At 67.0% G+C, this 14,449-nt stretch carries 14 protein-coding genes; 9 read left to right on the top strand and 5 right to left on the bottom strand.

The genetic code is table 11. The features are described 5' to 3' along the window. Positions 1–31: 31 nt before the first annotated feature. The 3 genes from AC1DOM_RS14385 to AC1DOM_RS14375 all read right to left on the bottom strand — a co-directional run bounded on the left by AC1DOM_RS14385 (position 32) and on the right by AC1DOM_RS14375 (position 3,152). The gene (locus AC1DOM_RS14385) at positions 32–1,105 is read right to left on the bottom strand and encodes a polyketide cyclase (protein ID WP_498964465.1); all 1,074 of its coding nucleotides are present in this window, start codon (positions 1,103–1,105) and stop codon (positions 32–34) included. Positions 1,106–1,233: 128 nt separating this feature from the next. Further along, the gene (locus AC1DOM_RS14380) at positions 1,234–1,887 is read right to left on the bottom strand and encodes a response regulator (protein WP_498964463.1); all 654 of its coding nucleotides are present in this window, start codon (positions 1,885–1,887) and stop codon (positions 1,234–1,236) included. Then, a complete protein-coding gene (locus AC1DOM_RS14375; RefSeq protein ID WP_498964461.1) occupies positions 1,884–3,152 on the bottom strand; it encodes a sensor histidine kinase in 1,269 nt (422 codons plus the stop codon). Before AC1DOM_RS14375 ends, AC1DOM_RS14380 begins: the two co-directional genes overlap by 4 nt. 145 nt (positions 3,153–3,297) lie before the next feature. Between AC1DOM_RS14375 and AC1DOM_RS14370 the strand changes: the two genes are divergently transcribed. The 6 genes from AC1DOM_RS14370 (at position 3,298) to AC1DOM_RS14345 (ending at position 8,779) form a co-directional block, all read left to right on the top strand. After that, positions 3,298–3,900, top strand: coding sequence for a GNAT family N-acetyltransferase (locus AC1DOM_RS14370; RefSeq protein ID WP_498964459.1), 603 nt, complete (start codon positions 3,298–3,300; stop codon positions 3,898–3,900). Next, positions 3,897–4,673: a septum site-determining protein MinC gene (gene minC / locus AC1DOM_RS14365; RefSeq protein WP_498964457.1), complete on the top strand. Its 777-nt coding sequence runs from the start codon at positions 3,897–3,899 to the stop codon at positions 4,671–4,673. The genes AC1DOM_RS14370 and minC overlap by 4 nt, the downstream gene beginning before the upstream one ends. A 33-nt stretch (positions 4,674–4,706) precedes the next feature. Next, positions 4,707–5,516, top strand: a complete 810-nt coding sequence (minD, locus tag AC1DOM_RS14360) for a septum site-determining protein MinD (protein ID WP_156641447.1) — start codon at positions 4,707–4,709, stop codon at positions 5,514–5,516. A 3-nt stretch (positions 5,517–5,519) separates the two neighbouring features. Then, on the top strand, positions 5,520–5,783 hold the full coding sequence (gene minE / locus AC1DOM_RS14355) for a cell division topological specificity factor MinE (protein ID WP_156641446.1): 264 nt from the start codon (positions 5,520–5,522) through the stop codon (positions 5,781–5,783). Positions 5,784–5,786: 3 nt separating this feature from the next. Next, a complete protein-coding gene (locus AC1DOM_RS14350; protein ID WP_498964455.1) occupies positions 5,787–6,275 on the top strand; it encodes a hypothetical protein in 489 nt (162 codons plus the stop codon). Between the two features lie 524 nt (positions 6,276–6,799). Continuing rightward, positions 6,800–8,779 (top strand): M2 family metallopeptidase, encoded by a 1,980-nt coding sequence (locus AC1DOM_RS14345; RefSeq protein ID WP_498964453.1) that lies wholly within the window; start codon positions 6,800–6,802, stop codon positions 8,777–8,779. A 1-nt stretch (position 8,780) separates the two neighbouring features. Here the strand turns inward: AC1DOM_RS14345 and AC1DOM_RS14340 are convergent, their stop codons facing one another. After that, positions 8,781–9,440 (bottom strand): protein-L-isoaspartate(D-aspartate) O-methyltransferase, encoded by a 660-nt coding sequence (locus tag AC1DOM_RS14340; RefSeq protein WP_498964451.1) that lies wholly within the window; start codon positions 9,438–9,440, stop codon positions 8,781–8,783. Positions 9,441–9,538: 98 nt separating this feature from the next. On the opposite strand from AC1DOM_RS14340, the gene AC1DOM_RS14335 reads away from it, so the two are divergent. From AC1DOM_RS14335 to AC1DOM_RS14325, 3 genes are all read left to right on the top strand, one after another. Beyond that, positions 9,539–10,642, top strand: coding sequence for an aromatic ring-hydroxylating oxygenase subunit alpha (locus AC1DOM_RS14335; protein ID WP_498964448.1), 1,104 nt, complete (start codon positions 9,539–9,541; stop codon positions 10,640–10,642). Positions 10,643–10,768: 126 nt separating this feature from the next. Beyond that, complete coding sequence (locus tag AC1DOM_RS14330) at positions 10,769–11,062, top strand: hypothetical protein (protein ID WP_498964446.1); 294 nt, start codon at positions 10,769–10,771, stop codon at positions 11,060–11,062. 2 nt (positions 11,063–11,064) lie between these two features. After that, positions 11,065–12,324, top strand: a complete 1,260-nt coding sequence (locus tag AC1DOM_RS14325; protein ID WP_498964444.1) for a multidrug effflux MFS transporter — start codon at positions 11,065–11,067, stop codon at positions 12,322–12,324. 4 nt (positions 12,325–12,328) lie between these two features. Here the strand turns inward: AC1DOM_RS14325 and AC1DOM_RS14320 are convergent, their stop codons facing one another. Next, a complete protein-coding gene (locus AC1DOM_RS14320) occupies positions 12,329–14,407 on the bottom strand; it encodes a mechanosensitive ion channel family protein (protein WP_498964442.1) in 2,079 nt (692 codons plus the stop codon). Between the last annotated feature and the right edge of the window lie 42 nt (positions 14,408–14,449).

Raw genomic sequence — 14,449 nt, 5'->3', positions numbered from 1 at the left:
GCGTTCGTCTCCAAGCATCGATGTCGAAGGCTTACTTCAGCTGCCAGTACAACTGGTAGTGGCCGTCGTCGGTGAAGCCCGAATCCACGCCGTTGGTCCACGCTTCGAACGGGCGGCCGGTGGTTTCGTAGCCGCGGGTCATCGTCCAGGCGCGCAGCGAGTCGCGGACCTTCGCCAGGTTGATCATGTGGCCGGTGAAGCCGGCGCTGGCGTAGCGCGCGGGCGTGGTGCGGATGAACTGCACCTGCTGCTCCAGCTTCGGCGCCGGGATTTCGGCGTTCGGGTCGGTCGCACCCTTCTTGCGCACCGGCATCGCGGTGTCGAAGGAGTAGGCGTCGGCGGCGAACTCGGTGGTGATGACGCGGATCGGGCCGGCCGATTCCAGGCCGTTGGCGTCCATCACCTTCTTGATCCACTGCAGGTTGGCGTTCATCGCCTGCTGGATCTTGTCGGGGTCGCGCTCGACGGTGGCCGGCGCGAACAGCAGGTTCTCCGCCGGGAGTTCGACGACCTTCGGCAGGTCGGCCTGGGTCTTGCGGCCGAAGTCGGCGTTGTAGTCGTAGTTCGGCACGCCGGCGAGCATGTTGGTGAACTTGCCCAGGCCCAGCTTGATGTCGTCGCCGATGGCGCGGACGTACAGGCCCGAGTAGCGGCCCAGCAGGTCGAAACCGTAATCGACGTCGTAGGTCTGCATGACTTCGACGTTGCGGTTGTTGCGGCCCGTCGGCTTGAGGAAGAACGACGTTTTCTTGTTGGTGCCGCGGGTGCTGTCGACGATCTGGTATTCGATCTGGTTCGGATCGTTCTTGGTCAGCGTCCACTTGCCCGAGCCGACCATCTTGTTGGTCGAGGCGTATTCGAAGCCGGCGCCCACGCCGGTATCGGGACCGAAGAACTTCCACTCCATGCGCGGGTCGCGCAGCGCCAGCGTGTTCCACTCCTTGAAGCGGCGCGGGCTGGTGAGCGTGTCGCGCACGATGATCATCTTGCGGTTCGTCTCGATGCTCTCGGACACGTGGCGCGAGGACGGCAGCGCGATGCCGACGACGACGAACAGCACGGCGACGATCGCCAGGGAAATCAGGATCTCGATCAAACGGGTCATTCGGAAGGTCTCCAGACCGGGCCGCCGCCGGGCGGCCCGCACAGACCGGCGATGCTAGCAGGTGAGCGGCCGTGCTTGCGAGCCATCCGCACGCGAAGCCGCGTGCGGCCGCCATCACGGGGCCTTCGTCACACCAATTGCAGTTCGAAGGCCTTGAGCACCGCACGGGTGCGATCGCGCACGCCGAGCTTGGACAGGATGTTGGACACGTGGTTCTTGATCGTGCCCTCGGCCACGCCCAGCGAATTGGCGATCTCCTTGTTCGAAAAGCCGCTTGCCATCAGCCGCAGGATCTCGGTTTCGCGGTCGGTCAGGGGGTCGGGACGGTCGAGGCTGACGAAGTCGTTGCGCATGTGCTCCAGGCCCGACAGCAGCCGCTGCGTCACGGCCGGTTGGACCAGCGAGCCGCCCGCGGCGACGGTCTGGATCGCGCCGACCAGCTGTTCGAGCGTCACGTCCTTGAGCAGGTAACCCTTGGCGCCGGCTTTCAGGCCCGCAAGGACGAGTTGGTCGTCGTCGAAGGTGGTGAGGATGATCGTCGGCGGCAGGGTGTTGGCGCGGCCCAGTGCCTGCAGGGCTTCCAGGCCCGACATCACCGGCATGCGCATGTCCATGAGGACGACGTCCGGCTGGACTTGGGGGATGAGCTCGACGGCCTGGCGCCCGTCTCCGGCTTCGGCGACGACCTCCATCCCCGGTGCGAGGGCCAGCAGCGAACGAATGCCCTGCCGCACGAGGGTCTGGTCGTCGACCAGGCAGATGCGGATGGTGGCGGTGTTCATGACGCGGTGGCTCCTTCGGGGGTGGTCTGCCCCTGCTCGGGCGGGGTTTGCGAGGGGTTGGACACGGGAGCGGCCGCAGGGTTCGCCAGCGGCACGCCCAGCATGGTCGCCGGCAAGGTCAGGCGCAGGGAGAACCCGGCACCCGGGCGCGACTCGACCTGCAGGTCGCCGCCGTGCTGGGCGAGGCGTTCGCGCATGCCGCGCAGGCCGTTGCCGGGCACGAGCGCGTCGGCGCCGGCGCCGTCGTCGCGCGCCTGGATGACGATGCCGCCGTCGGCGCGGCGCGCGTCGATCCAGAGGTTGCGCGCGCCGGCATGGCGCACCGCATTCGTGATGATTTCCTGCGTGCAGCGCAGCAACACGTGTGCGCGCTCGGGATCGTCGAGGGTCAGCGGCTCTTCGAGGTCCATGTGGATCGCGAGCGAGGGCACGTTCTCCGCGAGCGGGCGCAGCGCGGCGGCGAGGTCGATCGCCCCGCCCTCGCGCAATTGGCTCACCGCTTCGCGCACGTCGGTCAGCAACAGGCGCGCGAGCGTGTGCGCCTGCTGCACGTGTTCCTTCACCCGCCCGTCGGACAGGTGGCCCGCGACTTCGAGATTCAGGCTGAGCGCGGTGAGATGGTGGCCGAGCAGGTCGTGCAATTCGCGCGAGATGCGCGTGCGTTCGTTGACGCGCGCGCTTTCTGCCAGCAATGCGCGCGTTGCGCGCAATTCGGAATTCAGCCGTCGTTGTTCTTCGCGCGCCTGCGCCTGTTGTCGCGCGACCAGGCTGGTCACGAACACGAACCCCGAGAAGCCCGCGTACAACACCGACTGCATCAGGGCTTCGAGCAACGGGAAGTTGAGCCCGTGCACGAACACCGGCACCACCGCGAGCTGGCTCAGGACCAGCCACGCCACGCCGAGCGGGAGCGGCAACAACCACGGCAGCACGCACGCGGCGACCATCAGCAGCACGCTGCCCAGGCCGCTCTCGTTCCAGTAGCTCACGCCCACCGCGGCCAGGGTGAGGATCAGCAACAGCGCGAAATCGCCGACCGTGCGCCGCCGCACGCCCAGCCCGCGCGTGAGCCACGCGTAGCTCAAGCCGAAGGCGAAGTAGGACAGCCATCCCTGCCAGGGCATCGGGCGCAGCGCGAGCTGCGCGTCCGCGCCGTCCCCGAGCAAGGGCACCAGCCAGGAATAGACGAGGGGCAGGCTGACGACGGCCCAGGTGAACAGGCCGGCATAGCGCAGGAGGCGGTCGTGGCCGAATCGGGCGAACATGCCCAATCCTAGCCCTCCGGGGCAGCAGGTGCGGGAGGCCGAAAGTCATGCCCCGGCCACCGGATCGCGTGCGATAATCCGCGCCAGCGCCGGGGACAGCGCGTCCCTCCTCGCCCGCAAGACCTGAGAAAGACCGGAGCCGTCAATGTCGATTGTTGTCCGCGACGTGCGAGAGCACGAGCTGGATTCCGTCCTTGCCCTCAACAATGCCGCCGGCCCCGCCATCCTGCCGCTCGATGCGGCAAAGCTCCGCAGCTTCTTCGATTCCGCCGAATACTTCCGCGTCGCCGTGCGCGACGGGACGATCGCCGGCTTCCTCGTCGGCTTCGGTTCGGACACCGCGCACGACAGCGACAACTTCGCGTGGTTCCGCGCGCGCCAGGGGGCGTTCTTCTACATCGACCGCATCGTGGTGGCCTCGCGCCGCCGTGGCGGCGGCGTGGGCCGCGCCCTGTACGCCGACGTCCAGAGCTACGCCGAACTGCGCTATCCGCAGCTGTGCTGCGAAGTGCTGCTCGAACCGGGCACCGACCACGCCCTGCTCTTCCACGGCAGCTTCGGCTTCCGCGAAGTCGGCCAGAACGTCATGCACAACGGCCACCGCGCCGCGATGCTGATGAAGGACCTGTGCAGCTACGCCTGGGTGCGCGACACCTACGGCGATGCCCTGCCCGCCGCACCCTGGTTGCCGATGCCGCGCCCGCAGTCGCGTACGCTCGCGCACCGCCCCACCGGAACCTGCGCGTGAGCACGGCCATCGATTACGAACAGGCAGGCGAACTCAAGATCGGCCAGGTCGGCATCGCCAACCTGCGCGTGCGCACGCTCGACGTCGCGCAACTGGCCGCCGAAATGCGCGACCGCGTGCAGCGCGCGCCCAAGCTGTTCGAACGCGCCGCGGTGATCCTGGATTTCGGCGGCCTGTCGAAGACGCCGGATGTTGACACCGCGCGCAGGCTCGTCGACGGCCTGCGCGCAGCCGGCGTGCTGCCGGTGGCGCTGGCCTACGGCACGCGCGAGATCGAAGAACTCTCGGCCGCGCTGGGCCTTCCGCTGCTCGCCAAGTTCCGCGCGCAGTACGAACGCGTCGGCGAAGCGCCGGCCGAAGCGGCCCCCGCGCCGCGCGCCGCATCGAAAGCCGCCGCTGAACAAAAGCCGGCGCCCGCGCCCGCCGCGTCGCAAGCCGGCGCCGCACCGGGCATGATGCAAGTGACGCCCGTGCGCAGCGGCCAGCAGGTGTACGCGGAAAATTGCGACCTCACCGTGGTGACCACCGTCGGCGCGGGCGCCGAAGTGATCGCCGACGGCTCCATCCACATCTACGGTGCGTTGCGCGGTCGCGCGCTCGCCGGCGCGCAGGGCAACGAGAAGGCGCGGATTTTCTGCCGCGAATTCCACGCCGAGCTCGTCGCGGTGGCCGGCCACTACAAGGTGCTGGAAGACATTCCGAAGGAGCTGCGCGGCAAGGCCGTGCAGGTCTGGCTCGACCAGGGGCAGCTCCGCATCGCGGCGCTGGACTGACAACTACAACAACAAGAATCAGGGAGGCATCACTTGGCCGAAATCATCGTAGTCACCTCCGGCAAGGGCGGCGTGGGCAAGACCACGACCAGCGCAAGCATCGCTTGCGGCCTGGCACGCCAGGGCAAGAAGGTCGCCGTCATCGACTTCGACGTCGGCCTGCGCAACCTCGACCTGATCATGGGTTGCGAGCGCCGCGTGGTGTACGACTTCGTCAACGTGATCCACGGCGAAGCTTCGTTGAAGCAGGCGCTGATCAAGGACAAGCGCTTCGACACGCTGCACGTGCTGGCCGCTTCGCAGACGCGCGACAAGGACGCGCTCGCGAAGGAAGGCGTCGAAAAGGTGCTCAACGACCTGGCCGAAGACGGCTTCGACTACATCGTGTGCGATTCGCCGGCCGGCATCGAGAAGGGCGCGTTCCTCGCGATGTATTTCGCCGACCAGGCGATCGTCGTGGTGAACCCGGAAGTCTCCTCGGTGCGCGACTCCGACCGCATCCTCGGCCTGCTGGCCTCCAAGACGCGCAAGGCCGAGAACGGCGAGCGCGTGAAGGAACACCTGCTGCTCACGCGCTACAGCCCCTCGCGCGTGGAAACCGGCGAGATGCTGTCGATCACCGACGTCGAGGAAGTGCTCGGCCTGAAGACGATCGGCGTGATCCCCGAATCCGGCGACGTGCTCAACGCCTCCAACAAGGGCGAGCCGGTGATCCTGGACATGGAATCCAACGCCGGCCAGGCCTACGACGACGCGGTTGCGCGCCTGATGGGACAGGAACGTCCCATGCGCTTCACGCTGCCCGAGAAGAAGGGATTCTTCACCAAGCTCTTCGGGGGCTGAGCCATGTCGATCTTCGATTTCCTCAAGCCCAAGAAGAACACCGCCGCGGTCGCGAAGGACCGCCTGCGCATCATCATCGCGCAGGAACGCAGCGCCCACGGCGGGCCCGATTACTTGCCTCTCCTCCGTCGCGAACTGCTCGAGGTGATCCGCAAGTACGTCAACGTCGACGCCGAAGCGGTGAAGGTCGACGTGGTCAAGGACGGCGAACACGACGTGCTGGACATCTCGGTGGCGTTGCCGGAGGAGCGCGCCGCGGTGGGTTGAGCGATGTCGGTGCTCACGCTCTCCGACATCGACCACGGGCACGTCGCCGCGTTGCTCGGCGCGTACGGGTTGCAGCTGGTGCACGTCGACGACGGTGCGACCATTCCGGGCAGTTACTGGGGCGAGCCCGAAGCGGGGCTCGTCGGCGCGACGGTGTATGCGCGCGCCGACACGCCGGTCCATTCGTTGTTGCACGAAGCGGCGCATCTGATCGTGTTGCCGCCGGAGAAGCGCGCGTTCGTGCATACCGACGCCACGGATTCGGTTGCCGAAGAAGACGCGGTTTGTGTCCTGCAGTCCCTGCTTGGGGATGCGATCCCGGGTGTCGGCGCTGCGCGCGTGTTCGCCGACATGGATGCGTGGGGATATACGTTCCGATTGGGTTCTGCGCGTGCGTATGTCGAGCAGGATGCGACGGAAGCGTGGGAATGGTTGGCGCGCCGTGGGCTGGTGGATGCTGAGTCCAAGAGCTTGGTTCAGCCGACGGTTTGATCCCGGCGTTGGGGTGCGGGGCCACCAGAAATGCGCAGCGATTCACTGTTCGCGACAGCAATCTGGTGAATTGGGTCGTCGCGATTTGATCGGGTCGCGCCTACAGCCAGCACACCAGACGGGCGGACGCCTTGCCCGTCGAGGGCATCTCGGAGCCGAGCTCCAGTCGCGCGTTCTCCTCGATGCCCTCTCTGGGACATCGGCGCCTTCGCGGCGATCGGATGGGTGAAGCGGGAACGCGGTGCTCTCAACGATCGGCGAGTGCGAAGCTTGCTTCGCACCTCCCAACAAACGCCCGAGCGAAAAGCCCCTGATCGAAGCGACCCGCAAGGTGATGCCCCAGCGTTGAGGGTTTCAAATTTTTTTCCCAAAAAAATTTGGAACCATCGACGTTCGGGCGGCGCGCCAATGCGGGTGGAACGCTCTTGGCGGCGACCCCAAGAAGCGCCCTATCGCGCCCCTACACCCGCTTTGCTAGCCTGCCGTCCTCCGCGCCCGCCCGGCGCACGCCCCAGGACCGCCCCGTGAAGCCACGCCACCTCCTGCTCGCCCTGGCCGTCACCGCGGGCCTGCTCGCGCTCGCCGGCTGCAAGAAGCCCGCGGAACAGGCACCGGGCCCCGCCGGCGTCGCCCCGGCGCCCAAGGGCGAGACGGCCGACCAATTCGTCGCGCGCGTGAACGCCGAGATGAAGAAGGACTACCCCGAACTCGCATCGGCGCAGTGGCTGTCCTCGACCTACATCAACAGCGACAGCGAACTGGTGTCGGCGAAGGCCGAGGAACGCAACCTCACGCAACTGCGCGGCTGGATTGAACAATCGCGCAAATACGAGGGCGAACAACTCTCCCCGCAGACCGCGCGCGCCATCCAGCTGCTCAAGCTGCAGGCCGACATGCCGCCGCCGAAGGATCCGCAGCAACTCGAAGCCCTGACGAAACTGGCGAGCAAGCTCGAAGGCATGTACGGCAAGGGCACGTACTGCAAGGGCACCGGCACCGCGAAGTCGTGCCGCGACCTGGGCGAACTGGAAGACGTGCTGCGCACCAGCCGCGATTACGACGAACAACTCGACGCCTGGCAGGGCTGGCACACCGTCGCGCAGCCGATGAAAGCCGACTACGTCAAGTTCGTCGAACTCTCCAACACCGGCGCGCGCGACCTGGGCTATGCCGACACGGGCGAATTGTGGCGCTCGGGCTACGACATGACGCCCGCGCAATTCGCGGCGGAAACCGATCGCCTGTGGGGCCAGGTCAAGCCGCTCTACGAGCAGTTGCATTGCTACGCGCGCACGCAACTCGACGCCAAGTACGGCGACCGCGGCGAAGTCGCCGGCGGCATGTTGCCCTCGCACCTGATGGGCAACATGTGGCAGCAGGACTGGAGCAACTTGTGGGACATCCTCCAGCCCTACCCCGATGGCGGCGATCTCAACATCACCGAAAAACTGCAGGAAATGGCGACGCAGGACTACAACCTGGCGCTCGCGCAGCATGACGGTTCGCCGACCGCCGACGACCTCGCCGACATGCGCGCCATCGGCCAGCTCGCCACCGCCAAGCACATGACCGAGCGCGCGGAAGACTTCTACACCTCCCTCGGCATGCCGAAGCTGCCGGCGTCGTACTGGGAGAAGTCGCAGTTCATCAAGCCGCGCGATCGCGACGTGGTCTGCCATGCGAACGCCTGGTCGATGGACATGGCCGACGACGTGCGCACCAAGATGTGCATCAAGCCGAACGAGGAAGATCTCACGACGATCTACCACGAACTCGGACACGTCTATTACTACACCGCGTACAAGCACCTGCCGCCGATTTTCCAGACCGGCGCGCAGGATGGTTTCCACGAAGCGATCGGCGACACGATCGTGCTCGCGATGACGCCGCAGTACCTGCAGTCGATCGGGCTGGTCGGCGAACAGCAGCAGAGCGACCAGGCGCTGATCAACGCGCAGATGCGCATGGCACTGGCGAAGGTGTCCTTCCTGCCCTTCGGTTTGATGATCGATCGCTGGCGCTGGGGCGTGTTCGATGGCTCGATCCGGCCCGACCAATACAACAAGGCGTGGTGGGACCTGAAGGCGAAGTACCAGGGCGTCGCGCCGACGACGCCGCGCGGCGAGGAATTCTTCGATGCCGGCGCGAAGTACCACGTGCCGGGCAACACGCCTTACACGCGCTACTTCCTTTCGCACATCCTGCAGTTCCAGTTCTACAAGGCGCTGTGCGACGCGGCCGGTTACAAGGGCCCGTTGCATGCGTGCAGCTTCTACGGCAACAAGGTCGCGGGCGCGAAGTTCCAGGCGATGCTCGCGCATGGCGCGAGCCAACCGTGGCAGGCGACGCTGAAGGAAATGACGGGCAGCGACAAGATGGATGCCGCGCCTGTCCTCGAATACTTCGCGCCCCTCCAGGATTGGCTGAAGAAGCAGAACGAAGGCAAGACCTGCGGATGGAATGCGGCGCCTGCCGCGGCGGCGCCGGCGAAGAAGGCGGGTTGATCTACACCCCGTCCTCCGCCCAACCATAAGTGCCGATCAGCGGTACGAACGCGACATCGTCGAACTCCCGGGTTTCGAACGACAACGCATCGGTGCGCATCACGCGCACCAGCCGCTGGTGATGCAACGAACGCCCCACCGGCATGACCAGTCGTCCGCCGATCGCGAGTTGTTGCTTCAGGGTCTGAGGGACATCGGGCCCGCCGGCGGCGGCGATGATCGCGTCGAAGGGCGCATTCTCGGGCCAACCATGCGTGCCGTCGCCGGTGCGCACTTCGATGTTGTCGTAATGCAGATCCGTGAAGCGCGTGCGTGCGAGTTCGGTCAATTGCCGATGGCGTTCGATCGCGTAGACCTGCGATGCGATCTGCGCCATCACCGCCGACGCGTAACCTGAGCCCGCGCCGATCTCGAGTACGCGCTCGCCGTGCGCAATGCGCGCAAGTTCGATCATGCGCGCCACGATGTAAGGCTGCGAAATCGTCTGCCCCGCCGCGATGGGCAGCGGCCCGTCTTCGTAAGCGAAGTCCTGCATCGACGCATCGACGAAACGCTCGCGCGGCACGCTGCGCATCGCCGCCAGCAGGGCCGGATCGTCGACCCCGCGCGCGGCGATCTGGCGCCGGACCATGGATTCGCGTTGGGGGCCGAAGTCGGGCATGCGTGCCCCGTGCATGAACGTCGCAGTTCACCGCAACCCTAACGAGAACGGGGTCCAAGCGACGTGACCCGCCCCATGCGCGGGCGTATCCTGCCGGGATGAACGAGACCACCCCCCGCTCGAAGGTCCCTGCGCCCGCGGACCTCGCCCCGCAGCCCCTCGACCACGCCACCGCCCTGCCCGCGCGCTTCTACGCCGACCCGGCGTACGCAGGCGTCGAGCGTGCGCTGATCTTCGATCGCGGCTGGCAGTTGATCGCGCATGTCTGCCAATTGCGCAACGCGGGCGACCATGCGATCGGCAATTTCGCCGGCTTGCCGGTGATCGCCGTGCGCGGTGCGGACGCGGTCATTCGCGTCTTCCACAACGTGTGCCGCCATCGCGCCGGTCCGCTCGCGCAATGCGACGGCCTGGGTGCGAAGGCCTTGCGTTGCCGCTATCACGGTTGGACGTACACGCTCGACGGCACGCTGCGTTCGGCACCGGAGATGGGCGATGCGCCGGACTTCGACGTGAGCGACGTGAAGTTGCCGCAGCTTGCGGTGCGCGTGTGGCAAGGGCTGGTCTTCGCCTGTGTCGATCCGCAGCGTGCGCCGGACTTCGATGCCTTCGTCGAAGGCATCGATGCGCGCATCGGCGCCGAGCGCGGGCTGGAACACTACGGACACCATCATCGCGTCGCGTACGACGTCGGCTGCAACTGGAAGGTGTACATCGACAACTACCTGGAGGGTTACCACGTTCCGCACGTGCACCCCGGGTTGAACAAGTTGCTCGACTACCGCAGCTACGTCACGCAGACCGCGCGCTGGTATTCGTTCCAGTGGAGTCCGCTGGAAAGCGGCGATACGCTCTACGGCAACGGCGATGCGCTGTATTACTGGATGTGGCCCAACACGATGCTCAACATCGTGCCCGGGCGCCTGCAGACCAATCGCGTCGTGCCGCTGGGCGTGGATCGCTGCCGCGTCGAGTTCGATTTCTACTACGCGATGGACGACAGCCCCGCCGGCCAGGCGCGTCGCGCGGCCGACCTGAGCTTCAGCGACGAAGTGCAGGTCGAGGACCTGACCATCTGCGAAGACGTGCAGCGCGGGCTGTCCTCCGGTTCCTACGTGGCCGGCCGCCTGAACCCCCTGCGCGAGAACGCGGTGCACCACTTCCACGAGTTGTTGCGCGCGACCTACCGCGACGGGGCCTGACCCGGGACGGCGCCAAACCCGCGCCACTGCGCGCGCGTGATGGCGTTCATGTCGCGGCACGCGGCCGGTTCGTAGAATGCGCGGCGCTGGATCGCCAGCGCTTGCTTCCGACCAGGGGTGTCCGCCATGCGCCTGACCGCCGTCACCGTTGCCATCTCCGCCGTCCTGCTCGCCGTGCCTTTCGCGCACGCGCAGGACGCCCGCAAGTCCTTCACCGCCCAGGGCGCGGACGAAAAGTCCGCCTGCGCCGCCGCCAACAAGCAGGCGCGCGACTGGACCAAGCAAGGCAAGTCGCAGGGCCGCGCGCGCGAACTGCTCGACGAAGGCAAATGCACCTGCACCGCCGCGGCCGGCGCGCAGTCGTGCACGCTGGATGTCGCCGTGCGCGATGAGCAGCACGAGGAAGAAGAGGAACGCTGATCGTGGATGCCGCGCCAGGGAAGGCGATCTCCACGCGGCGCCTCGCACTGTTGCTGGGCGGGCTGGCGATGTTCGGCCCGTTCTCGATCGACACGATCTTCCCTGCGTTCCCGCAGATGGGCGCGCAGCTGGCGGCCGACAAGGTCGCCATGCAGCAGACGATCTCCGTCTACCTGATCGCCTATGCGCTCATGAGCCTGGTGCACGGGCCGTTGTCGGATGCGATCGGCCGCCGCCGCGTGATCCTCGGCGGCCTGTTCGTTTTCGCGCTCGCCTCCGCCGGTTGTGCGCTCTCGCGCGACCTGACCACGCTGCTTTGGTTCCGCGCGTTGCAGGGATTGAGCGCGGGCGTCGGGCTCATCGTCGGGCGCGCGGTGATCCGCGACGTGCTGCAAGGCAACGATGCGCAGCGCCTGATGAGCCAGGTCTCGATGATCTTCGGCATCGCGCCGGCGATCGCACCGGTGATCGGCGGTTGGATCCTCGGTTGGTCGGCGTGGCCGGTGATCTTCTGGTTCCTCGTCGCCTTCTCGATCCTGTTGTGGTTCGCCACGCTGTTCGCGCTGCCCGAAACACACCCGCAACCGGCGCGCCTTCCCTTGCGCGCGAAGCCGTTGCTGCGCAATTACGTCGCGATCTTCCTCAATCCGCGCTTCCAGCGGTTGGCGGCGGCGGGCACGTTCAACTTCGGTGCGTTGTTCCTGTACATCGCCTCCGCGCCCGCCTTCGTGCTGGACCTGCTGCACCTGGACGAACGCAGCTTCGCCTGGTTCTTCGTGCCGATGATCAGCGGCATGATGCTCGGCGCGTTCACGTCCGGCCGAATCGCCGGGCGCGTCGATGGCACCACGCAGGTGCGCATCGGTTTCGCGTGCTGCGGCCTGGCCGCGGCCCTGAACATCGCCTACAACCTGTCCATCGACGTGCCCACCGTGCCGTGGGCCGTGTTGCCGATGATGCTCAACTCCTTCGGCATCGCGCTGGTGTTTCCGATCCTCACCCTCGCGATCCTCGACATGTATCCGCGGCAGCGCGGCAGCGCCTCGTCCTTGCAGGCCTTCACGGGCCTGGTGTCGAACGCGGTGATCGCCGGCGTGCTGTCGCCGTTGCTCAGCCACCATGCAGTGACCCTGGCGCTGGGCGCGGCGGTGTTCTCCTTCCTGGGATGGGCGTTCTGGCGTTGGGAAATGCAGGTCAATGCGCGGATGCGGGTGTGTCCGCCAGCGGAAGTCGCGGCGCTGGAACCGACGGAGCGCTTGTAGCCGGCTAACGCATGATCGGCGGCGGTGCCAGCTTGATGCCGGCGTCTTCGAACGCGCCCAGCAACATCATGCGCAGGTCGCTGGCGATGCGCCTGCGGTCCATGCCGGGCACCAGTTCGATCCAGTAATGCAGGGTGAAACGCAGCCCGTTGTCCGCGAAATCCTCGAGCAGCACGGTGGGTTCGGGATCCTCCACCAATTGCCCGTGGCGTTGCGCCGCCGCGCGCATCGCGTCGATCACCGCGCGGGGCTCGGAGTCGCCATCGAGCACGACGCTCAGGGATTGGCGTTGGACGCGCGTGCGATAGGTGACGTTCTTGACGTTCTCTTCCATCAACACGGAATTCGGAATCAGCGTGTCGGCGCCGTCTGCATCGCGCACTACCGACGTGCGCAGGTCGATGTCGACGACCATGCCGCGCAAGGCGCCGACTTCGATCACGTCGCCGAGCCGGAACGGGCGTTCGACGAGCACGAGCACGCCGCTGATCAGGTTCTTGAACAATGCCTGCATGCCGAAGCCGATACCGATCGCGACCGCGCCGCCGATGAAGGCGAAGGCCGCAAGCGGAATCCCGGCGATCGCCAGACTTGCCAGCACGCAGGCCGCGATGAGCAATGCCAGCGCCCAGCGCCGCATCAGGCGCGCGCGCCCTTCGTCCAGCCCGCGGCGGCGATGCAACCAGCGCTCCCACCACGACGTGAGTTTCATCGCCACGAACAGGCCGATGACGAGCAACAACGGCGCCTGTACGACCTTGCCGACCGTGACGCCGCGCGGCACTTCGGTCTTCCGGCCGTCGACCTCGACGGTCTGGTTGACGGTGAACAATTCGAAGGACCAGGCGCGCGCGATCGCATCGCGGGCGAAGGCCCAGGCCAGGCCGAGGCGCTCGTGCCATCCATACGCGCTCGCGCGCGCGTCGAAGTCCTCGCGCATGCGGCCGATCAGGTCGATCAGGCGCGATTCGTCGAAGCGTGCCCGCTGCACCATCTGCAGGCGCCGGTCGAACACGTCGCGCAGGGCGCGCTTGTCGGCCGCATCCGGTGCCGTGGGATTCTGCGCAAGTTCGGTCGACAGGCCCCCGCTGCGCGCGAGCACCTGGTCGGACATGGCCGCCAGGAAATCGCGACGTCGCTCGAGCCGTTCGACGAGCGTCGGCCCGTAGCGGCGCGCTTCGACGATCGCGCTTTCGTCGTGGTCGCGATAGATGCGGATCGCCATCTGCCAGGCGAGTTGTTCGGTCGCCAGGTTGGTCAGGGCTTCGCGCGTGAGTTCGATGTCGATGTCGGCATTGGCGACGCGTTCCTTCATCGCTTCGAGTTTCAGCACCGAGGCACCAGTGCCGTCCGCCGCGAGATCGGCGCGCGCACGTTCGCGTTCGGTCGTCGCCGCGGCCATGCGGCGGCGCAGTGCGGCACCGGAAGCACGCAAACGCGCATCGACCGCGGCGGCATCGTGCGGCGTCACGCCGACGTTCCTCATGTTCGACGACGCCAGCACATGGGCGATCGCGTCGCGTTGCGTCTGCGCCAACTTCTGCTGCAGGGCGAGCAGGTGCAGCATCTGGTCGACTTCGGCGGTCGCCGATTCGGTGAGTTGCGTTTCGAGTTTCGCCAGCGCGATCGCATCGGCGTTGGCACGCGCATCGATCAGGGTGCGTTCGGCCGCCACCTTGTCGGTGAGTTGCGTGGCGGTGGACGTGCGTTCCTGTTCGAGCAGTGCGATGCGTCGGCGTCCGCTGGTCAGATCCGCGTCGAGGCGCTGGATCTCGCGCCGCAAGTCATCGAGCGCGAGCAGGCTGCCGGGCCGCGCGACGGCCCCGGGCGTCACGGACAGGCGCTCGACGTCGGCCATCGCGCGCACCATGTCCTGGCGGCGTTCGAGCGAGGCGAGCAACTGGCGGCGGAGGAAGCCGGGCCGGTCTTCGGCGACGGTGTCCGTCGGCGGTCCGAGTTGCACGCGCAGGGCCTGCGCCTGTGCGGCGAGCGCGCGCGTGGACGCCGCCTGCGGCGCCTGCGCGTGCGCCATGCCCGCGCACAGCAAGGCAAGAAACGTGAGACGACCGAGCGTGGCGTTCATGACAGTGAGGATGGCCCCTCGCCAGAACGGATTGGCTATTTA

Source organism: Lysobacter sp. P5_B12 (assembly GCF_056400425.1).
This window is presented reverse-complemented; position numbering and strand designations above follow the sequence as displayed.